Origin of the sequence: Streptomyces sp. E-08 (genome assembly GCF_049913095.1) — a bacterium.
Lineage (GTDB): Bacteria > Actinomycetota > Actinomycetes > Streptomycetales > Streptomycetaceae > Streptomyces.
Genome location: NZ_CP183971.1, coordinates 1,014,328 through 1,032,938 on the forward strand (window position 1 = coordinate 1,014,328; position 18,611 = coordinate 1,032,938).

Annotated in this window: 18 protein-coding genes; 7 read left to right on the top strand and 11 right to left on the bottom strand. The window is 71.8% G+C overall.

The genetic code is table 11. From position 1 onward, the window contains the following. The first annotated feature begins 37 nt into the window (after positions 1 to 37). Both ACN9MM_RS04750 and ACN9MM_RS04755 read left to right on the top strand, forming a co-directional pair. Positions 38 to 400 carry a DUF952 domain-containing protein gene (locus ACN9MM_RS04750; protein WP_426362441.1) on the top strand — a complete coding sequence of 121 codons (363 nt, stop codon included), beginning with the start codon at positions 38 to 40 and terminating at the stop codon, positions 398 to 400. Between the two features lie 320 nt (positions 401 to 720). Further along, complete coding sequence (locus ACN9MM_RS04755; RefSeq protein ID WP_426362442.1) at positions 721 to 2,190, top strand: multicopper oxidase family protein; 1,470 nt, start codon at positions 721 to 723, stop codon at positions 2,188 to 2,190. Positions 2,191 to 2,223: 33 nt separating this feature from the next. Here ACN9MM_RS04755 and ACN9MM_RS04760 read toward each other — a convergent pair whose 3' ends face one another. Then, positions 2,224 to 2,541, bottom strand: a complete 318-nt coding sequence (locus ACN9MM_RS04760; RefSeq protein WP_426362443.1) for an ArsR/SmtB family transcription factor — start codon at positions 2,539 to 2,541, stop codon at positions 2,224 to 2,226. 11 nt (positions 2,542 to 2,552) lie between these two features. Then, a complete protein-coding gene (locus tag ACN9MM_RS04765) occupies positions 2,553 to 2,999 on the bottom strand; it encodes an SRPBCC domain-containing protein (protein WP_426362444.1) in 447 nt (148 codons plus the stop codon). Positions 3,000 to 3,192: 193 nt separating this feature from the next. Between ACN9MM_RS04765 and ACN9MM_RS04770 the strand changes: the two genes are divergently transcribed. After that, the gene (locus ACN9MM_RS04770) at positions 3,193 to 4,581 is read left to right on the top strand and encodes an FAD-binding oxidoreductase (RefSeq protein WP_426362445.1); all 1,389 of its coding nucleotides are present in this window, start codon (positions 3,193 to 3,195) and stop codon (positions 4,579 to 4,581) included. A gap of 15 nt (positions 4,582 to 4,596) precedes the next feature. Here the strand turns inward: ACN9MM_RS04770 and ACN9MM_RS04775 are convergent, their stop codons facing one another. The 3 genes from ACN9MM_RS04775 to ACN9MM_RS04785 form a co-directional block, all read right to left on the bottom strand. After that, positions 4,597 to 5,199 (bottom strand): GNAT family N-acetyltransferase, encoded by a 603-nt coding sequence (locus ACN9MM_RS04775; RefSeq protein ID WP_426362446.1) that lies wholly within the window; start codon positions 5,197 to 5,199, stop codon positions 4,597 to 4,599. Between the two features lie 139 nt (positions 5,200 to 5,338). Beyond that, a complete protein-coding gene (locus ACN9MM_RS04780) occupies positions 5,339 to 5,803 on the bottom strand; it encodes a VOC family protein (RefSeq protein ID WP_382858500.1) in 465 nt (154 codons plus the stop codon). A 146-nt stretch (positions 5,804 to 5,949) separates the two neighbouring features. Further along, the gene (locus ACN9MM_RS04785) at positions 5,950 to 6,129 is read right to left on the bottom strand and encodes a hypothetical protein (protein WP_426362447.1); all 180 of its coding nucleotides are present in this window, start codon (positions 6,127 to 6,129) and stop codon (positions 5,950 to 5,952) included. 294 nt (positions 6,130 to 6,423) lie between these two features. Here ACN9MM_RS04785 and ACN9MM_RS04790 point away from each other — a divergent pair, with 294 nt between their 5' ends. After that, positions 6,424 to 6,948, top strand: a complete 525-nt coding sequence (locus tag ACN9MM_RS04790) for a hypothetical protein (protein WP_426362448.1) — start codon at positions 6,424 to 6,426, stop codon at positions 6,946 to 6,948. A 67-nt stretch (positions 6,949 to 7,015) separates the two neighbouring features. Further along, positions 7,016 to 7,588 (top strand): antibiotic biosynthesis monooxygenase, encoded by a 573-nt coding sequence (locus ACN9MM_RS04795; RefSeq protein ID WP_426362449.1) that lies wholly within the window; start codon positions 7,016 to 7,018, stop codon positions 7,586 to 7,588. Here the strand turns inward: ACN9MM_RS04795 and ACN9MM_RS04800 are convergent. After that, on the bottom strand, positions 7,578 to 8,105 hold the full coding sequence (locus ACN9MM_RS04800; RefSeq protein ID WP_426362450.1) for an SRPBCC domain-containing protein: 528 nt from the start codon (positions 8,103 to 8,105) through the stop codon (positions 7,578 to 7,580). The genes ACN9MM_RS04795 and ACN9MM_RS04800 overlap by 11 nt on opposite strands. Before the next feature lie 212 nt (positions 8,106 to 8,317). Between ACN9MM_RS04800 and ACN9MM_RS04805 the strand changes: the two genes are divergently transcribed. Next, positions 8,318 to 8,683, top strand: a complete 366-nt coding sequence (locus ACN9MM_RS04805; protein WP_426362451.1) for a winged helix-turn-helix transcriptional regulator — start codon at positions 8,318 to 8,320, stop codon at positions 8,681 to 8,683. A 45-nt stretch (positions 8,684 to 8,728) separates the two neighbouring features. Further along, positions 8,729 to 8,980: an EF-hand domain-containing protein gene (locus ACN9MM_RS04810; RefSeq protein ID WP_382858488.1), complete on the top strand. Its 252-nt coding sequence runs from the start codon at positions 8,729 to 8,731 to the stop codon at positions 8,978 to 8,980. Between the two features lie 28 nt (positions 8,981 to 9,008). Here ACN9MM_RS04810 and ACN9MM_RS04815 read toward each other — a convergent pair whose 3' ends face one another. From ACN9MM_RS04815 to ACN9MM_RS04835, 5 genes are all read right to left on the bottom strand, one after another. After that, entirely contained in the window at positions 9,009 to 10,613 is a 1,605-nt protein-coding gene (locus tag ACN9MM_RS04815) for a glycoside hydrolase family 13 protein (protein ID WP_426362452.1), read from the bottom strand. Positions 10,614 to 10,668: 55 nt separating this feature from the next. Beyond that, positions 10,669 to 11,544, bottom strand: coding sequence for a carbohydrate ABC transporter permease (locus ACN9MM_RS04820; protein ID WP_426362453.1), 876 nt, complete (start codon positions 11,542 to 11,544; stop codon positions 10,669 to 10,671). 16 nt (positions 11,545 to 11,560) lie between these two features. Continuing rightward, complete coding sequence (locus ACN9MM_RS04825) at positions 11,561 to 12,523, bottom strand: carbohydrate ABC transporter permease (protein WP_426362454.1); 963 nt, start codon at positions 12,521 to 12,523, stop codon at positions 11,561 to 11,563. A gap of 82 nt (positions 12,524 to 12,605) precedes the next feature. Continuing rightward, positions 12,606 to 14,024: an ABC transporter substrate-binding protein gene (locus tag ACN9MM_RS04830; protein WP_426362455.1), complete on the bottom strand. Its 1,419-nt coding sequence runs from the start codon at positions 14,022 to 14,024 to the stop codon at positions 12,606 to 12,608. 229 nt (positions 14,025 to 14,253) lie between these two features. Continuing rightward, positions 14,254 to 18,540, bottom strand: a complete 4,287-nt coding sequence (locus tag ACN9MM_RS04835) for a discoidin domain-containing protein (protein ID WP_426362456.1) — start codon at positions 18,538 to 18,540, stop codon at positions 14,254 to 14,256. Between the last annotated feature and the right edge of the window lie 71 nt (positions 18,541 to 18,611).

An 18,611-nucleotide genomic window follows, 5' to 3' on the forward strand; every position in this document is an offset into this window, starting at 1 on the left:
CCCGGGGAACGTCGTCGGCCGCTGCTATAACCGGAGCATGATCTACCACGTCGTGATGCCCGCCGAATGGTCCGCCCGACCGGAGGAGCCGTACGCCCCGGCCTCCCTCGCGGAGGAGGGGTTCGTCCACTGCTCCCCCGACGAGGCGACCACGCTCGCCGTCGTCAACGCCTTCTTCCCCGAGGCCTCCGGGCCGCTCCTGGTCCTCCTGCTCGACGAGGGCCGGCTCACGGCGAGGACGGAGTGGGAGGCCGCCGTGCCCACCCCGCCGCCCGGTGTCCCCGAGGGGACGCTGTTCCCGCACGTGTTCGGGCCGATCGACCGCGCCGCCGTCGACGCGGTCCTGACGGTCGTCCGGGACGGGGACGGCCGGGCCGCGGGGCTCGCGAAGACCGGCTGACCGTGTCCGCCGTGGCACGCGGCGACGCGGACCGTCCGCGTGCTGCCCGTGATCCGCCTCGCGTTCCGCACCCGCGGCTCCGCCCCGCGCACCGCCTTCCCCGCACGGAGTACCTGGCACGGCGCCGGACCGAAGAGCCGCCACGCCGGAAACCACGCCGGTGGGCCCGCCCCGTGACGGCGCGCCGGGGGCCGCGCGGGCTCCGTCGCCGTGTGCGGTTCCCGCCGCTCTCGGTTAGACCTGGATCACAGGGTGTCGGCCGGCCCGCCGGAAGCCCCTCGTCCGGCGTCACTTGCCGCCCACCTCCCGGGAGGAAGTCGATGATCAGCCGTCGCAGCGTGCTCGGCGGGGCACTCGCCGCCGCAGGCCTGCCGCTCCTCGCCCCCGGCTCCCCCGCCGGGGGTGAGGCACACGCGGCGCAGGCCCTGCCCTCGGCAGGCCCCCGCCGCGCGCCCGCCCCCGTGCCGCCCGCGTTCACCACGGCCATGCCCGTCCCGCACGTCCTGCGCCCCCTCACCTCGACGGGCGGCGTGGACTACTACGAGCTGACCATCCGCAAGGCCACCGCCCAGATCCTCCCGGGCACCGCGACCGACGTCCTGACCTACGGCGGGCACTTCCCCGGCCCCGTCATCCACGCCCGCTCCGGGCGCCCGGTCCTGGTCCGGCACCGCAACGGCCTCGACATGCCCGCGGCCGTCCACCTGCACGGCGCGAGCGTCCCGTCCGCCTCCGACGGCAACCCGATGGACGTCTTCGCCCCCGGCGCCTCGCGCACCTACACGTACACCAACCGGCAGCCGCACGCCTCGCTCTGGTTCCATGACCACGCCCACCACATGGAGGCGGAGCACGTCTACCGCGGCCTGTCCGGCACGTATCTGCTCACGGACGGCCTCGAACAGCGCCTTCCGCTGCCCAAGGGCCGGTACGACGTGCCCATCACGCTGCGCGACGCCCGCTTCGACGAGAACGGGCAGCTGGCGTACACGATGTCCGACCGGGACCGCACCACCATCCTCGCCAACGGCAGGCCCACCCCCTACTTCCAGGTCGCGGCCCGAAAGTACCGCTTCCGGTTGCTCAACGGCTCCAACCTGCGGATCTTCGCGCTGAGCCTGTCCGACGGCACCCCGCTCACCCAGATAGCCTCGGACGGCGGGCTGCTCGAACGCCCCGTCGCCGTGCCCGTCCTCACGCTCTCGCCCGGCGAACGGGCCGACGTGGTCCTCGACTTCTCCCGCCACCCCGTCGGCACCCGGCTGGTCCTCACGAACAGCGGCCCCGGCAAGCCCGAGCAGGTCGGCAAGGTCCTCCGCTTCGACGTGGTGCGCACCGCCGAGGACCCCAGCAGCGTCCCCCCGGTCCTGCGCGCCCTGCCGCCCGCCTCCGCCCTGGCCGCCCCCGCCGTCACCCGCCGCGTCGATCTCAGCATGGACGAGGACGGGCGGCCGGACCCGCGGGGTTTCATCAACGGTCAGCTGTACGACCCCGATCGCGTCGACACCACGGTGGCCTTCGGCTCGTCCGAGATCTGGAACGTCACCAACACCAACCGGCGCGTCGCCCACAACTTCCATCTGCACCTGGTCCAGTTCCGGGTGCTCGAACGCGGCGGGCTGCCGGCGGGCCCGACCGAGGCGGGCCTGAAGGACACGGTCCGGGTGATGCCCGGCGAGACGGTGAAGCTGCACGTGACGTTCGACGGCTTCCGGGGCGACTACGTGTACCACTGCCACATGCTCGACCACTCGGCCATGGGCATGATGGCCACCTTCCGGGTCAGGTGACGGGCTCCTCCGCCAGGCCGCGCACGCGGCGGATCAGCCGTCCTCGGCGATCCGCTTGATCGCGGCCAGGCGGCGGTCCCAGTCGGAGGCGAGCGCCGACATCCAGCGGGCCGTCGCGTCCAGAGCGGCCGGGCGGACCGCGTAGCGGACCTCCCGGCCGACCCGGGCCGCCGTGACCAGGCCGGCGGCGTCGAGCACGGCGAGGTGCTTGACGATCGCCTGGCGCGAGACGGGCACCCGGGCCGCGAGGGAGGTCGCGGTGGCCTCGCCCTGCTCGGCGATCAGATCGAGCAGGGCGCGCCGGGTCGGGTCGGCGAGGGCCCCGAAGACACGGTCGGCGGGGTCGCTCACGGCTTCCTCCGTCACGCGGGCGACTGCTCGGCGCGCTTCTTGAACGCGTCGAACACCTGCGGCCAGCCGCCCGAGTTGTCGCGCACCGCCCGGGCCCGCAGATCCTCCGAGCCGGCGAGCGAGGCGAAGCCGCTCTCGACGACCTTGAGGCGGGTGCCCGGGCCCTCCTGGGTGAGGGTGAACTCGACGAGCGTGCTGTTGCCGTCGGTCAGGTCCTCGCCGGGGAAGGCGCTGGCCCAGCGGTAGGCGAGGTAGGTGGGCGGCGCGACCTTCTCGACCCGCACGGGGAAGTCCCCGTACTGCGGGTTCCGCGCCACCATCGTCTCGCCCTCCCGTGCCACGGTCCCGGCCAGGGTCGCTTCGTCGGCCACCCAGAATCCGGGCTGGGCGACCAGGGTCCACACCCGCTCCAGGGGCGCGTCGATCTGGATCTCGCGTTCGATCCGGTCCTCGCTCATGGGGGAATCCTCTCGCGTGGGATGGGCTCGCCGACGATCGGCCGGCCCCGAAATCGTGCAACTCCAGAGTTGCACATCACGCCACGAGGAGCAACCCGAGGGTTGCGCGTCACGGGCTCGCGGGGCCCGTACGGCGGGGGGAGACTGAAGGGGTAGCGCGGCCGGCAGGCAGGGGTGCCCAGGAGGAGTGGTCATGGGCGGCACGGCGGTGGAGACCCTGCGCGAAGCGCTGCGCGGCGAGGTGATCGGCCCGGAGGACGCCGGGTACGACGAGGCCCGCACGATCTACAACGCGATGATCGACCGCCGGCCGGCCGTCATCGCGCGGTGCGCCGACACCACGGACGTCCGCACCGCGGTCCGGTTCGCCCGCGAGAGCGGCATGGACCTCGCGGTCCGCGGCGGCGGACACAGCGGCGGCGGCCTGTGCCTGGTCGACGGCTCGCTGATGATCGACCTGTCCGGCGTCCGCTGGGTGCGGGTGGACCCCGAGGCGCGGACGGCCCTCGTCGGCGGCGGAAGTCAGCTCGGCGACCTGGACCACGAGGCGCACGGCTTCGGGCTCGCGACACCCGCCGGGATCATGTCGACGACCGGCGTCGGCGGACTGACCCTCGGCGGCGGACACGGGCACCTGACCCGCGCGTACGGTCTCACCATCGACAACCTCCTCGCGGCGGACGTGGTCCTCGCCGACGGCTCGGTCGTCACCGCCTCGGCCGACGAACACCCCGATCTCTTCTGGGCGTTGCGCGGCGGCGGCGGAAACTTCGGCGTGGTGACCTCGTTCACGTACGCCCTGCACCCGGTGGACACCGTCGGCCTCGGCGTCACCCTGTGGGAGCCGGAGCACATCGGGGAGGTGCTGCGCTGGTACCGCGAGTTCCTGCCGGCGGCCCCGGAGGACCTGAACGGCTTCTTCGCCACGCTGACGGTCGCGCCCGGGCCGCCCTTCCCGGAGGAGATCCACGGCAGGAAGATGTGCGGCGTGGTGTGGTGCTCCACCGGCGCGACGGACGAGGAGGGCCTCGCGAGGACGTTCGCCTCCGTCGGCGATCCGGCCCCGCCCGCCTTCCACTTCGCGACGCCGATCCCGTACCCGGCCCTCCAGTCGCTCTTCGACGAGCTGATCCCGAAGGGCCTCCAGTGGTACTGGCGCGGGGACTTCTTCGACCGGATCACGGAGGACGCGATCGACGTGCACCGCAGGTTCCTGGAGAACATCCCGACGGACCTGTCGACGATGCACCTGTACCCCGTCGACGCCGCGGCCCACCGCGTGGGCCCGATGGACACGGCCTGGGCCTACCGGGACGCGGTCTGGTCCGGCGTGATCGGCGGCATCAGCCCCGAACCGTCCGAGGCGGAGGCGATCCGCACCTGGGCGGTGGACTACTGGGAGGCCCTGCACCCGCAGTCGATGGGCGGCGCCTACGTCAACTTCCTCGGCGAGAACGAGGCGCAGGACCGGGTCCGGGCCACGTACCGCGGACACTACGACCGGCTGGCCGACGTGAAGCGGACGTACGACCCGGACAACGTGTTCCACCACAACCAGAACATCGCCCCGGCGGAGAGCTAGGGGGTGTCTTGTCGATCAGGCGTCCCAGGCGCGAGGCCGGTCCAGCTCCTCCCACTCGGGGCGGAGCAGCGAGAACACGGCGAGGTCGTGGCGGCGGCCGCGGTGGAGGCACGCGGACCGGCTGATCCCCTCCCGGGTGAAGCCGGACCTCGCGAGGACGGCGAGCGCGGGGACGTTGTCGGCGTGGGTCTCCGCCGTGAGCCGGTACATCGGGAGTTCGCCGAAGGCCAGGTCCACCACGGCGTCGAGGGCGGCGGTGGCGTGGCCGCGCCCACGGTGGCGCGCGTCGAGCATCAGCTCCACCTCGGCCGTGCCGTTGACCATGTTCTGGTTGGTCAGTCCGACGTAGCCGACGGGGACGCCGTCCGGAGGGAGGATGAGGAAGTCGTCGCGGTCGTCGTCATCGATGTCGCGCTCGATGCGCTCGCGCACGGCGGTGAGTGAGCGCGGCCAGATGCCCATCTGATGCATGACGACGGGGTCCGACCGCCAGCCGTGCACGAGTTCGGCGTCGTCCGTGTCGAGTGCCGCGAGGCCGACGGGCCCGGCCCGCCAGGCGAGCTCCCTCCCGGTCTCCGCGTCCTGTTCGTCGCCCGCGATCCTGATGTCTTCGGTCATGGGCGGATGCTAGGGGCGCTCCCGGGCCCGGGACCACCGGGTTTCACCGCCGCACGGTCACGAGCACCGCGCCGCCCTGCGTTCACCTCCCGGTCGGTCCGACCGCCGCGGGCGCCGCGGGCGCCTGCGGCGGGGCGGGCTAGTTCGATCCCATGGCCTCGGCGGCCCGCTTCTCCATCTCCTCGGGGGAGACGTCCTCGACGTGCGTGGAGACGTTCCAGCGGTGGCCGAACGGGTCCTCGAACTGGCCGGTGCGGTCGCCGTAGAACTCGTTCTTCACCGGCGACAGCTCCTTGGCGCCGCGGGCGAGGGCATCGGCGAAGACCGCGTCGACGTCCTCGACGTACACGTGCAGGGTGACGGGCGTGCCGCCCACGGCCTTCGGGGAGCGGAAGTTCATGTCCGGGAACTCGTCCGCGAGCATGATGAGGGAGTTCCCGAGATCCAGTTCGGCATGGCCGATGGTGCCGTCGGGCGCCGGCATCCTCATGCGCTCGGTCGCGCCGAGCACGGCGACGTAGAAGTCGATCGCGGCCGCGGCCCCGTCGACGCAGAGGTACGGCGTGACGCGCGGGTATCCCTCGGGGATGGGTGGGACGGTCACCGGTCTCCCGCCTTTCCGGACAGGGGCGATCGACGCCGACCGCCGTGTGCGACCACTGATATCCCGAACCCTCGGGTGGCGCTCCGGCGCCGCGCGGCGGTCCGGCACCGAATCGCCCTGACGGGGGCCGCGGGCGGCCCGGCCGGTCAGCTCGGGCGCGGCGCGAGCCCGGGACGGGTCGGGTCGGCGGTCGGCCGCTCGACGCCGGGCGGCCGGGTCAGCCGCACCGTCACGGCGGGTGCGCCCGGCCGGACCGGGACGTACAGGGGTCCGGCCGGGTGCCGTTCCTCGGGCTCGGGATCGTCGTCGTACCGGAACAGGCACATGGGGTGCTCCTTGGCGGGGGGAGGGTCGGCCCCCGGACGCGGGGAGGCGATCCGGGGGTGGCACCGAAGCTATCCCCGGTCCGGGGCCCGTCCGGCGGCCCCTGACGCGACCTTGACGAGGACCGGCGCACTCCATGCGGAGCCCTGACACACCCGCCCGGGCCGGGGTGACACCGTAAAGGGGTCGCAATGACGCCATTTATGCGCCATGATGGCACCACGAGCGGCGCACGCGTGGCCACACCGGCCAGGGTGGGCTTCACGGGACGATGCATCGACGGGGGCGGACGGATCATGGACACAGCGAGGAACCCGGAGCGGGCGGCGCCCGGCGCCCCCATCGCCTTCGCCCGCTTCGTGCTCTGCGGCGGCGGGGTCGGCATCGCCTCCAGCTTCGCCGTCACGGCCCTGGCCGGCCTGATCCCCTGGGCCCTCGCCAACGCCCTGGTCACCGTCGTCTCGACGCTCCTCGCCACGGAGCTGCACGCCCGCTTCACCTTCGGCGCGGGCGGACGCGCGACCGGGCGCCAGCACACGCAGTCGGCCGGATCCGCGGCGGCCGGGTACGCGGTGACCTGTCTGGCGGTGTTCGCGCTGTCATGGCTGGTGGAGACCCCCGGTGCGCTCCTTGAGCAGGTCGTCTACCTCTCGGCCTCCGCGCTCACCGGTGCGGCACGGTTCGCGGTGCTGCGTCTCGTCGTCTTCGCACGGAACCGTTCGCGGGCGGCGGCCACCGCCCCCACCACCCGCCCCCTGCCCGCGACCGTGGCCCGCGCCTCGTCCCCGGCGGACCCGGCCGCGCTCTGCCGCGCCGCCTGACCCTCCACCGGGCGCCCACGGGCCGCGTACAGTGGGGGCGGGCGCGACGTGATCACGAGGAGTACCTGTGACCGCGGTCAGCCTTGAGCACGCCACCGTCCCCGCCGACACCGGCGAGGTGACGCTGCTGATAGCCCGCCGGGTGGAGCCCGGCCACGAAGCCGCCTTCGAACAGTGGGCGAAGGGCATCCTCGACACCGCGGCCACCTTCCCCGGCCACCTCGGGTACGGGCTCTTCCGGTCCTCCGGCGGCGACGCCCCCTGGTTCCTCGTGCACCGCTTCCGGAACGCGGAGGCCTGTCGGGCCTGGCAGGAGTCCCCCGAGCGGGCCGCCTGGTTCGCCGACTGCACGGGACACCACCACACGGAGATCGCACGGCGCAGGCTCACCGGGATGGAGACCTGGTTCGCGAAGCCGGGGTCGACGCGGCCCGCGCCGCCCCGCTGGAAGATGGCGATCAGCGCGACGCTCGCGATCTACCCGATCTCACTGCTCGGCACCCTCTTCCTCACCCCGCACCTCACCGCCCTGCCCGTACTGCTCAGCAGCGCCGTCGTCGCCTGCGTCTTCAACGTTCTGATGACGTACGTGGCGATGCCCACCGTGAGCAGACTCCTGCGCGACTGGCTCACGCCGTAGGGGCGCCCGGGGGTGCCTCCCCTGCGGTGGCCGCCAGGGCCGCGGGGAGGCCGTTCAGCCGCAGGCGGGTGGCGCCGCGCAGATGCGGGAGGTCGTGGGCCGGTTCCGCGGAAGGGGTCAGGAACGCGGCCTGCTCGGTCCAGCGCAGACGGGTGCCGTCGCCCTCCGGGTGCAGCTCGACGGTCACGAGCGACGACCATCGGGGCACGTCGTTCACGCGGGAGGTGTACGCGAAGACGATCCGGGCGTCCGGGGTGATGTCGAGGTACGTGGACGCGTAGGCGAGTCGCTCCGGCTCCGCGTCCGGGACCGGGAACACGCTGGACGCGACCTCGCCGCCGCCCACGGTGAAGTCGTGCCGGTACGTGGCGTGGCGGCCCGGCATCCTGAACCACCTGCGCCGGACCGTGTCGTCGGCGAACGCCCCGAACACCGCACCCGGCGGCACGGCCTGCAGGGACTCGACCGTGAACGTGTCGTACCGCGCCTCCGGCGCGGGGTATCCAGGAAGGGTCATGCTCACCTCATGCGATGTGGGGCGGATCGGGGCGGGGCCCCGTGGTTACCATCCGTATGTAACGGGGGTGCGGCAGCCACGATCAAGGCCCCGCCGATACGCACTTCGAAGTCAGCAACGCACGGGAAGGGAGCGGCACCTTGGCGTCCTCGCCGCGTTCCGGTCCCGCGTCCGCCGGGCCTTCCCCGGAGTGCGCGGCGACCATCGGTCTCGTGCGCAACGTGCTCGCCCGCGTCGGGGACAGATGGACCGTCCTGGTCGTCACCACGCTCGCCGAGGGACCGCTGCGCTTCACGGCCCTCCACGAACGGATCGACGGGGTGTCCCAACGGATGCTGAGCCAGACCCTGCGCGCCCTCACCCGGGACGGACTGGTCACACGGACCGCGTACGCGGAGATGCCCCCTCGCGTCGAGTACGCGCTCACCCCGCTGGGCCGCTCGCTCGGCGGTACGGTCGCCCACGTCGTGGGGTGGGTACGGGAGCACCAGGGGGAGATCGTCCGGAACCGCGAGATGTTCGACGGGCCGGACGACGAGGCAACCCCGGGGGCGGCCGACGCGTCCTCCCCCACATGACGCGCCGGCCGCAGCCTCGGCCGGCCCCATCTGACAGGACACGCGATGAGTGACAAGGCCCGCATCCTCTTCGATGCGCTCGACCTCGACCAGGACGGCACGCTGACCCGTACCGAGGTCATCCGGGCGCTGCGGGAGAAGGGCCCCACCCTCGCGGCGCAGGGAGTGATCCCCTTCTGGGGGGTCGGGGACGTCGACGACTCCGCGGCCCTCTTCGACGCGGCCGACCAGAACGGCGACCGTGTCCTGAGCCTGGAGGAGTTCGCCGCGGTGGTCGACCGCCGCTTCGGCTGGTGACCTCCTCCTCCCGGGTGACGGGAGCGGCTCAGGCGCGCAGCCAGGCCGCGGTGTCCGGCGGGAGGGTGCCTCCGGCGTCGAGCGGGCCGCTGGTGAGGAGGAGTTCGCCGTGGGCGGGGAGCTCCACCGGGGCGGCGGAGAGGTTGACCACGCAGATCAGGCCGTGGGCGCGGGCGAGGGCGAGGACGCCGTCCGCGGCGGGGAGCCAGGTGAGTGGTCCGTCGCCGAAGCCGGGCACGGTGCGGCGTAGCCCGAGGGCCGTGCGGTAGAGGGTGAGCATGGAGCCGGGGTCGGCGGTCTGCCGGTCGACGGCGTAGCGGGCCCAGTCGGCGGGCTGCGGCAGCCACGGCTCCGTCCCGGCGCCGAAGCCGTACGAGGAGGACTCGGCCTCCCAGGGGAGGGGCACCCTGCAGCCGTCGCGGCCGGGGTCGGTGCCGCCGGAGCGGAAGTGCATGGGGTCCTGGATGCGGTCACGGGGGATGTCGGCCTCGGGCAGGCCCAGCTCCTCGCCCTGGTAGAGGTAGACGGAGCCGGGCAGGGCGAGGGTGAGGAGGGCGGCGGCGCGGGCGCGCCGGGTGCCGAGCTCCAGGTCGGTGGGGGTGCCGAACCGTTTGGCCGCGAAGTCGAAGCCGGTGTCGGTGCGCCCGTAGCGGGTGGCGGTGCGGGTGACGTCGTGGTTGCAGAGCACCCAGGTGGCGGGGGCGTGGACGGGGGCGTGCTCGGCGAGGGTGTCGTCGATGGTGGCGCGGAGCCGCGCGGGTTCCCAGGGGCAGGCGAGGAAGTTGAAGTTGAAGGCGGTGTGGAGCTCGTCGGGGCGGAGGTAGCGGGCGAAGCGTTCGGCGTCGGGGAGCCAGACCTCGCCGACGAAGACACCGCCGTACGCGTCGGCTATCGCGCGCCAGGACCGGTAGACGTCGTGGATCTCGTCCTGGTCGATGTACGGGTGGGGGTCGACGCCCTCGACGAAGTCGCGGAGGCCGGGGTCCTTGGTGAGGAGGGCGGCGGAGTCGATGCGGACACCGGCGACTCCGCGCTCGAACCAGAAGCGGAGGACGTCCTCGTGCTCGCGGCGGACGTCGGGGTGCGACCAGTTGAGGTCGGGCTGTTCGGGGGTGAAGAGGTGCAGGTACCACTCTCCGTCGGGGACGCGGGTCCAGGTGTCGCCGGAGAACTGGGAGGGCCAGTCGTTGGGCGGGAGTTCGCCGTGTTCGCCGCGGCCGGGGCGGAAGTGGAAGCGGGCCCGTTCGGGGCTGCCGGGTCCCGCGGCGAGGGCGGCCCTGAACCAGGCATGCTGGTCGGAGACGTGGTTGGGGACGATGTCGACGATGACACGGAGGCCGAGGTCGGCCGCTTCGGAGATGAGCTTCTCGGCCTCGTCGAGGGTGCCGAAGGCGGGGTCGATGGCGCGGTAGTCGGCGACGTCGTAGCCGCCGTCGACCATCGGGGAGGCGTACCAGGGGGTGAACCAGACCGCGTCGACGCCGAGTTCGGCGAGGTGGGGCAGTCTCGCCCGGACGCCCGCGAGGTCCCCGGTGCCGTCGCCGTCGCCGTCGGCGAAGCTGCGCGGGTAGACCTGGTAGATGACGGCGTCGCGCCACCAGTCGGTGGTGCGGGACGGGTCGAGGGCTGCCACGTGAGGGTCCTTTCGGGCAGGGGTGGGTGCGGTGGAGGTGAGGGGGTGGGGCGGGTCAGCCCTTGAGGCCGCCGGCGGTGAGGCCGCTCATGATGTTCCGCTGGAAGATCAGGAAGACGACGAGCGTCGGCAGCGCGGCGATGGTGAGGGCGGCGATGAGGATGTTGACGGGGACCCCGTTGGAGAGGGAGTAGATGCCCACGTTGAGGGTCTGCTTGCCGGGGTCGGGGAGCGTCAGCATCGGCCAGAGGAAGTCCTTCCAGACGCCGACGACCGCGAAGATCGACACGACGCCGAGGATCGGCCGGGAGATCGGCAGGACGATCGACCGGAGGATCCTCAGGGGGCCGGCGCCGTCGATGGAGGCGGCGTCGAGGAGCTCCTTGGGGATGGAGTCGAAGAACCGTTTCAGCAGGAAGATGTTGAAGGCGTTGGTGACGGACGGCAGCCAGATCACCCAGGGGCTGTTGAGCAGGTTGCGCTCCACGATCGGCACGTCGAGCACGGTGAGGTACTGGGGCACGACGAGGACGGTCGCCGGGATCATCAGGGTGGCGAGCATCATGCCGAGGACGGCCTTGCCGAGGACGGGCCGCAGCTTGGAGAGCGAGTAGGCGGCGGCGACGTCCAGGACGAGCTGGAAGGCGAGGGCGCCGAAGGCGTAGTAGAGGGTGTTGAACAGGAGGGTGGAGAGGTCCATGACCTCCCAGGCCCGGGTGTAGTTCTCCGGGGTGAAGGTGCCGGGGATCAGGGTGGGCGGGGTCTGGATGACCTCCTGGGCGTCCTTGAAGCCGCTGGAGGCCAGCCAGTAGAGGGGGCCGAGGAACACCAGCGTGAAGAGGACGAGGACGAGGCCGAGGACGATCCGGTAGGCGGCCCTGCCGCCGGGCCGGGCGAGCGTGGCGGGTGCGATGAGCGTGCGTGTGGACATGTGTGTCTCCCCGGTCCTACTCGTCCTCGGCGCGGCTGAGCTTGACGTACGCGGCCGAGAACCCGGCCAGGAGCACGAGCAGCATCAGGCCGAGGGCGGCCGCGGCGCCGTAGTCGTTGAAGCTGAAGGCGTACTGGTAGATGAGGTGGACGACGGTGGTGGTGGACCCTTCGGGTCCGGCGCCGCCGGTGAGCAGGAACGGCTCGACGAAGACCTGCATGGTGGCGATGACCTGCATGAGCAGCATCAGCGAGAGGACGAGCCGGGTCTGCGGGACGGTGACGTGCCAGATCTTGCGGAGGAGGCCGGCGCCGTCGAGTTCGGCGGCCTCGTACAGCTCGCCGGGGATGGACTGGAGGGCGGCGAGGTAGATGAGGGTCGCGCCGCCCATGTTCATCCAGGTGGAGGCGATGACGACGGCGAGCAGGGAGATGTCGGGGTCCTGGAGCCACTGCTGCGCGGGCAGGCCGAGGAACGCGAAGAGCTCGTTGAGGAGCCCGTAGCCGGGGTCGTACAGGTACTTGAAGAGGAGGACCGAGGCGACCGGGGGCAGCATGACGGGCAGGTAGACGAGGAGCCGGAGGTAGCCCTGGGCGTGGCGGAACTCGTTGATGACGAGGGCCGCGACGAAGGGGACGGCGAAGCCGAGGACGAGCGCGAAGGCCGTGTAGAGGACGGTGTTGCCCCAGGCCTGCCAGAAGGCGGGGTCGTTCGCGACGGTACGGAAGTTGTCGAGGCCGGCCCAGGTGGTGCGGCCGCTCTCGGTCTTCTGGAAGGCGAGCAGGAACTCGCGGACCATCGGGTACCAGGAGAACACCGCGAAGCAGAGGACGGCGCCGATGAGGAAGCCGTGGGCGGTCAGGTTGCGCCGCAGGGCCGTGGCGAAGTGCCCGGTGGCCGGGCGGGGCTCCACCTCGGGGGGTGGGGAGGGAAGGGGGTCCGCTCCCGCCTTGCTCGGGATCGTACGGAGGGCCGGCATCATCGCTCCTTGGTGCTGGTGCCGCTGCTGAGGGTGCTGGCGGGCGGGGCGGACCGGGCCGGCCCGCCGCCGCCCGGGCGGGTCACTGGTTGGCCAGGACCTGGTTGACCTGCGTCTCCGCGGTGGCGAGGAGCTTGTCGACGTCGGCGTCCTTGTTGGTGAGGAGTCCGGACATCACGTTGTCCAGGACCTTGTAGACCTCCTGGGCCTTCGGCGGCTCGGCCTTGCCGGCGACCGGGTTGTCCATGAAGGACTTGAAGTTGGCGACGGGCATCGTCGCGTTCCGGACGCGGTTGGCGTCGTCCGTGGTCTTCGACGCGTTCAGCCAGAAGTTGGGCTGGGGGACGCCGACGGGGAGGCCGTCGGCCTTGGAGCGCGCCCAGTCGAACTGGCCCTTGCCGACGGTGAGGTTCTTGTAGTTGAGCCAGGCGACGGCGGCCTTGATCCTGTCGGACGGGATGCCCTTCTTGACCATGTAGTTGTTGCCGCCGGCGAGGGTGTTCCGGCCGCCGGGTATCGGGCCCATGCCGAAGTTCTCGTACTTCGCGCCGAGTTGCTGGACCATGTACGCGATGTCGTCGGGGGCGGCGAGGAACATCCCGAGCTTGTCGGTGGCGATCTGCTTCTGGAGGTCGCCCCACTTGAGCAGCTGGGTCTTGCCCATGCTGTCGTCCTCCCAGCGCATGGCGTGGAGGTTCTTCGCGACCTGCTTGCCCAGCTCGTTGTTGAAGGCGGCCTTGGTGCCGCTCGGGTCGACGACGTCGCCGCCGAGGCTGTACATCTGGGCGGTGAAGTGCCAGCCGCCGGTGTTCCCGGCGCTGTACTCGCCGAAGCCGGAGATGCCGTCGCCGAGGCCCGCGATCTTCTTGGCGGCGGCCCGGACCTCCTCCCAGGTGCGCGGCGGGTTGTCGGGGTCGAGGCCGGCGTCCTTGAAGAGCTTGCGGTTGATGAGCAGGCCCATCGTGTAGTTGCTGGTGGGCAGGCCGTAGAGCTTGCCGTCCTGCTTGAGGGAGCCGAGGACGTGGGGGTCGATGTCCTTGAGGAGCGGCACGGACTTGTCGGTGACGTAGGCGCTGATGTCGGCGGCGCCGTCCTCGGAGAGGACCTGCGACAGGTCGGTGAAGTAGGTGTAGAAGACGTCCGGCTGCGACTTGGCCTTGAGCATCGCGGTGAAGCGCGGCGGCTCCAGGCACTGGCCGGGGGTGGAGCGGCCCTCGATGGTGACGTTGGGGTACGTCTTGTTGAACTCGGCGACGTCCGCCTTCCATTCCCTGAGCTCGGCCGCCTTGGCCGCCGGCGGCATGCAGTCGATGGTGAGCGTGACCTTGGTCTTGGGGTCGAGGGGCGCGGAGGGGTCGGAGGACCCGCTCGTGTCGGCTCCGCCGTTGCCGTTGTCGCCGCTGCTGCTCGTGCCGCAGGCGGCGAGGGCGGTGAGCGTGAGGGCGGAGACGAGGGCGACGGCGGCGGGTCGGCGGGTACGGCGGAGCCGGGCACTTCTCATGAGTGGTCCCCTTCGGGCCTGGGCGTGGAGGTCACCCCACTCGGGTGCGTGGGTGGGGTGCGCCACACTCAACCACCGGCGACAAGTGAACGCAAGATATCGCGCTGATTTCGTAAATGCTCGACAGTGGAGCGCAACCCGGCATGTGGGGCCGGGCGGACCACATGCGGGTGAGGCCGGCGCGGACCGTCCGAAGCGGTGCGCGCCGGCCTCACCGGGGGCCGTGGGGCTACGGGTTGACGTTGATCCTGAAGGTGGAGGTGGTGTTGCGGACGTCGACGGCGTTGCCGCTCATCCGGAGCCCGTCGAAGGTCACCTCGCCCACCGCCGGGCCCTGGCCCGACTCGGGCAACTCGTTGGCCCACAGGCCGAAGCCGGACTTCGCGTCGAAGGCGTCACCGCTCTTGCGCGCCCCCGTGACGGAGATGTCGCTGAAGACGGTGTCCTTGATCGGGAACTGCGGCCGGCCGCCCACGTAGTTCGTCTGGAACATCACCCCGCTGTAGGTGGGGTCGACGATGTCGACGTGGTTGACCCGGATCCCCTGGAAGACCTTCGAGGCGGAGAAGACCCAGATGCCGGGGAAGGTCTGCGCGCCCCAGAAGTGACCGCCGGCGCGGACGATCGAGATGTTCTCGAAGGTCGTCGGACCGGTTCCGAATCCGTTCATCGGATAGCCGAAGTCCAGGGAGGAGATGGTGATCCCGGAGTAGACCAGGGTGTCGGCGATGTGGATGTTGCGGAAGGTGTTGTCGTAGCCGCCGTAGACGGCCACGCCCGCCGCCCGCCAGGTGAGCGTGCTGGTCAGGTTCTCGTAGACGTTGTTCTTCATGTCCGCGCCGCCCGCGTCGATCGCCGAGAACAGCGCGAAGCTGTCGTCGCCGGTCGCCCGTGCGTCGTTGTTGGTCACCAGGTTGTCCGTGGACCCGTTGGTCATGTTGATCCCGTCGGCGAACAGGTTCCGGATCCGCGAGTTCCTGATCGTGATCCGGTCGGTGTTGGCGCCCCAGTAGAGGCAGACGAAGTGCTCGTTCCAGATGTCGTCGATGACGATGTCCGACACGTTCGCGAAGTCGAAGACCTTGCCCGGGCCGTCGATCCGCGAGGTGTAGTTGCCGAAGAAGGCGAAGCCCTTGAAGAGCGAGCCCTTCGCCGAGGCCTCGGCGCGGAAGCCGACGTCCGTGTCGTCCTGCGTCGACGGCGCGTGGAACGTGGTGTACCAGGGCCCGGCGCCGACCACCTTCACGGCCTTGCCGTACACCTGGAACTTGCTCGACGTCTGGTAGTCGCCGGGCGGCAGGTAGACGCCCACCAGGGCGCCCGTGGTGTCCATGCGGACCCGGTCGAGGGCGTTCTGGACGTCCTGGTGGGTGAAGCCCGCGGGGACCGCGTACGCGGCCGGGTCGGGGTTCGCCACCGGCGCGACCTGCTCCAGGTTCACGAAGTCGATCGCGTACGTGGAGGTGTTCGCCGCGTCCTTCTGGAGCCGGATCCGGCTGCCGGCCGGCACGGTCTCGCCGAGCATCAGACGTGCCTCGTCGTAGATGTGCCGCGGGCCGCCCGCGCCCGGGGAGTTGCCGGGTGCGGTCTCGGAGCCGTACAGCCAGGCGTGCTTCGAGGTGAGCGGCAGGGCCTTCCTGAACACCCCGTCGACGTAGACGTCGATCGTGGATTCGATCCCGCCGCCGCCCGGGGCGTCCGGGATCGAGAAGCGGGTGACCAGGGTGTTCGTCGAGGCCCGGGAGGTGAACTCGACGTACTCGCCGGTCGCGTCCAGGTTCACCGCCCTGCGACCCGACGCCTCGCCCGCGATGTCGCCGACCGTGCGGTTGGGCCCGACGACGGTCGCGCCGCCGCCGGCGGTGCCGTCCTCCGCCTCGTACATGTCGTACGGCATGTTCGCGCCGCGCCCGACGAAGAGCGGCTGGGTGGCGGTGTTGTTCTGCCGCTTGACCGGCAGCTCGTTGGTGTCGTCGGCGAGGACCGTGCGGACGGTGTACGAGCCGTTCGCGGCCGTCCACGGGCCGAGGTTCACCACGGTCTGCGCACCTGCGGCGAGGGCGCCGCTGTAGGAGCCGGCGAGGGTCTTCACGGTGCCGCCCTGCTCGTTCAGCAGGGTGAGCGTGACGGCGTGGGCGCCGCCGGCGGTGGCGACCGTGCCCTGGTTGCGGACCGCGACCTTGAAGGTCACGGCGTCGCCCGCCGAGGGGCTGGAGGGCGAGGTGCTCACCGAGGCGACGACCGGGTCCGAGCTGTCCACCGGCCGCACCACGAGCGCGGTGGGGCTGGTGTACGTGTTGTCGGTCTCGTTCTGCTCGACGACCTGGTCCGCCTCGTCGGCGACGGCGCTGAGCTGGTACGAGCCGGCGTCGCGGGCGCCGATCGCGGCCGTCACGGTGGTCTGGGCCCCTGCGGCGAGCGCGCCCACCGCGGCGGTGGCGACCTTGGTGCCGCCGAGCCGTACGGCGACGCTGCTGGCCGGGGCGGCGGCGCTGCCGTCGTTGCGGACGGTGGCGCTCACCGTGATCGGGTCCGACTCGACGGGTGAGGCGGGCGAGACGGTCAGGCCGGTGACCCGCAGGTCCGGGTTGGGCGCGGGGACGCCGATCACCTGGAACTCGGCGATCTGGCCGGCCGGGGCGCCCGTGTTGGCGGTGATCCGTAGCTGCACGTCGGCCGTGCGGGCCGTGAGCGGGATCGTCACCTGGTTGCCGCTGCCGGGGTCGAAGGCGTAGCTCTTCGCGGCGACGAGGCTCGTGAACCCGGTGGCGTCCTGCGCGCGGCCGAGGACTTCGATCGTCTGGGAGCGGGCGCCCCAGGACGTGTCGGGGTTCAGCTTCAGGACGAGCCGGTCGAGGTCGGCGTCGGCGCCGAGCTTGACGGTGAGGGTGTTCGGGTAGCTGCCGCCCGCGCCTTCCCAGTAGGTCGCCGTGCTGTTGTCGTTGGCGTTGGCGGCGAGGAAGGTGTGGACCGTGGAGGAGGCGCTGATCGCCTTGGAGACGGCCAGGTTGGAGCCGGTGCCGCCGCTGCCGTTGCGGGTGACGCTGTTGCTCGCGCCGGACTGGTTGCCGGCCGCGTCCTTGGCGCGGACGGAGTAGGTGACGGTCGCGGAGGCGGGCTGGGCGTCGGTGTAGGTGGTGACGTTCCCGGCGACGGCGCCGCGCAGGACGTTGTCGGCGTACACCTCGTAGCCGGTGACGCCCGTGTTGTCGCTGGAGGCGGTCCAGGTCAGGCGGATCTGCCCGGAGGCCGGCTCGGTGAAGGCCAGGTTCGCGGGGGCCGTCGGCGCCTGGGTGTCCCCGGCGTCTCCGGTCCGGGTCACGGTATTGGAGTCGCCGGACTGGTTGCCGGCCGCGTCGCGCGCCCTGATCCGGTAGGACACCGTCTGGTTCGCCGGGCGGGTGTCGGTGAAGGTGGTGACGTTTCCGGCGACGCTGGTGAGCAGGGTGCCGTTGGCGTAGACGTCGTAGCCGGTGACGCCGGTGTCGTCGGTGGCCGCGGTCCAGGTGAGGCGGATCTGGCCGGAGGCCGGCTCGGTGTAGGCCAGGTTCGCGGGGGCCGTCGGCGCCTGGGTGTCCCCGGTCGTCGGCCCGTAGACCTCGAACTCGGAGAACTGGGCCGCACTCTGCACCGTGTTGGCGGTGACGAGGACGCGGACGTACCGGGTGGTGGTGGCTCCGAAGGTGATCGTCGCGCTGCGTCCGCCCGCCGCGTCGAAGGCGTACGCCTGGGCGGTGGTCAGGTCGGTGAAGGACGTGCCGTCGGTGCTGCCCTGGATCTTCAGGGTCTGGCTGCGGCTCTCCCAGCCGTCCGGCAGGCGCAGCACCACCCGGTCGACGCGGAGGGCGGCGCCGAGGTCGGCCTGGAGCCACTGCGGGAAGGCGCCTCCGGTGCTCTCCCAGTAGGTGGCGCGGTTGCCGTCGTTGGCGTTGGGCGCCGCGTAGGTCTGGGTGCTGCTGCTCGCGGCGAGCGTCTTGCCGGCGGCGAGGTTCGGGGAGGTGCCGTCGGCACCGTGCACCTCCAGTTCGGAGAGCTGGGCGGCGGTCCAGCCGGTGTTGGCGGTGATGTCGACCCGTACGAAACGGGCCTGGGCGGCCGGGAAGGCGATGGTGACGGTGTTCCCGGCGCCCGGGGTGAAGGCGTAGGTCGCCGAGGTCTTCAGGGTGGTGAACGCGGTGCCATCGGCGCTGCCCTGCACGGACAGCGTCTGGTTGCGGCTCTCCCACCCGGCCGGGAGCCTGAGCACCACCTCGTCGACGCGGGTGGCGGCGCCGAGGTCGGTCTGCACCCACTGCGGGAGGACGGAGCCGGAGCTCTGCCAGTACGTGCCCTGGTTGCCGTCGGTGATGTTCGCGGCGCCGTACTCGGCGTGCGCGCTGCTCGCGGCGGCGGGGTCGCCCAGGGCCAGGTCGGGACCGCCGGCCGCGTGGGCGGTCATCAGCGGACCGCCCAGCGCCAGGAGGCTCGTCGCGATCGCGGCGCCCAGGCACCGTGATCTCCAGTTGCGGATCCTCATCGCTCCTCGTTCTCTGCATGGGGGGATGACGTCCAGAAATCGCGCTCAAATGTCACTTCTTTGCGCGGGAC

What these genes read in the sequence shown, in the direction of transcription:
- ACN9MM_RS04755 (WP_426362442.1), top strand. Translation starts at nt 721, where the DNA reads ATGATCAGCCGTCGCAGCGTGCTCGGCGGGGCACTCGCCGCCGCAGGC.
- ACN9MM_RS04825 (WP_426362454.1), bottom strand. Translation starts at nt 12,523, where the DNA reads ATGCCGGCCCTCCGTACGATCCCGAGCAAGGCGGGAGCGGACCCCCTT.
- ACN9MM_RS04800 (WP_426362450.1), bottom strand. Translation starts at nt 8,105, where the DNA reads ATGACCCTTCCTGGATACCCCGCGCCGGAGGCGCGGTACGACACGTTC.
- ACN9MM_RS04810 (WP_382858488.1), top strand. Translation starts at nt 8,729, where the DNA reads ATGAGTGACAAGGCCCGCATCCTCTTCGATGCGCTCGACCTCGACCAG.
- ACN9MM_RS04775 (WP_426362446.1), bottom strand. Translation starts at nt 5,199, where the DNA reads ATGACCGAAGACATCAGGATCGCGGGCGACGAACAGGACGCGGAGACC.
- ACN9MM_RS04790 (WP_426362448.1), top strand. Translation starts at nt 6,424, where the DNA reads ATGGACACAGCGAGGAACCCGGAGCGGGCGGCGCCCGGCGCCCCCATC.
- ACN9MM_RS04785 (WP_426362447.1), bottom strand. Translation starts at nt 6,129, where the DNA reads ATGTGCCTGTTCCGGTACGACGACGATCCCGAGCCCGAGGAACGGCAC.
- ACN9MM_RS04835 (WP_426362456.1), bottom strand. Translation starts at nt 18,540, where the DNA reads ATGAGGATCCGCAACTGGAGATCACGGTGCCTGGGCGCCGCGATCGCG.
- ACN9MM_RS04820 (WP_426362453.1), bottom strand. Translation starts at nt 11,544, where the DNA reads ATGTCCACACGCACGCTCATCGCACCCGCCACGCTCGCCCGGCCCGGC.
- ACN9MM_RS04765 (WP_426362444.1), bottom strand. Translation starts at nt 2,999, where the DNA reads ATGAGCGAGGACCGGATCGAACGCGAGATCCAGATCGACGCGCCCCTG.
- ACN9MM_RS04770 (WP_426362445.1), top strand. Translation starts at nt 3,193, where the DNA reads ATGGGCGGCACGGCGGTGGAGACCCTGCGCGAAGCGCTGCGCGGCGAG.
- ACN9MM_RS04750 (WP_426362441.1), top strand. Translation starts at nt 38, where the DNA reads ATGATCTACCACGTCGTGATGCCCGCCGAATGGTCCGCCCGACCGGAG.
- ACN9MM_RS04830 (WP_426362455.1), bottom strand. Translation starts at nt 14,024, where the DNA reads ATGAGAAGTGCCCGGCTCCGCCGTACCCGCCGACCCGCCGCCGTCGCC.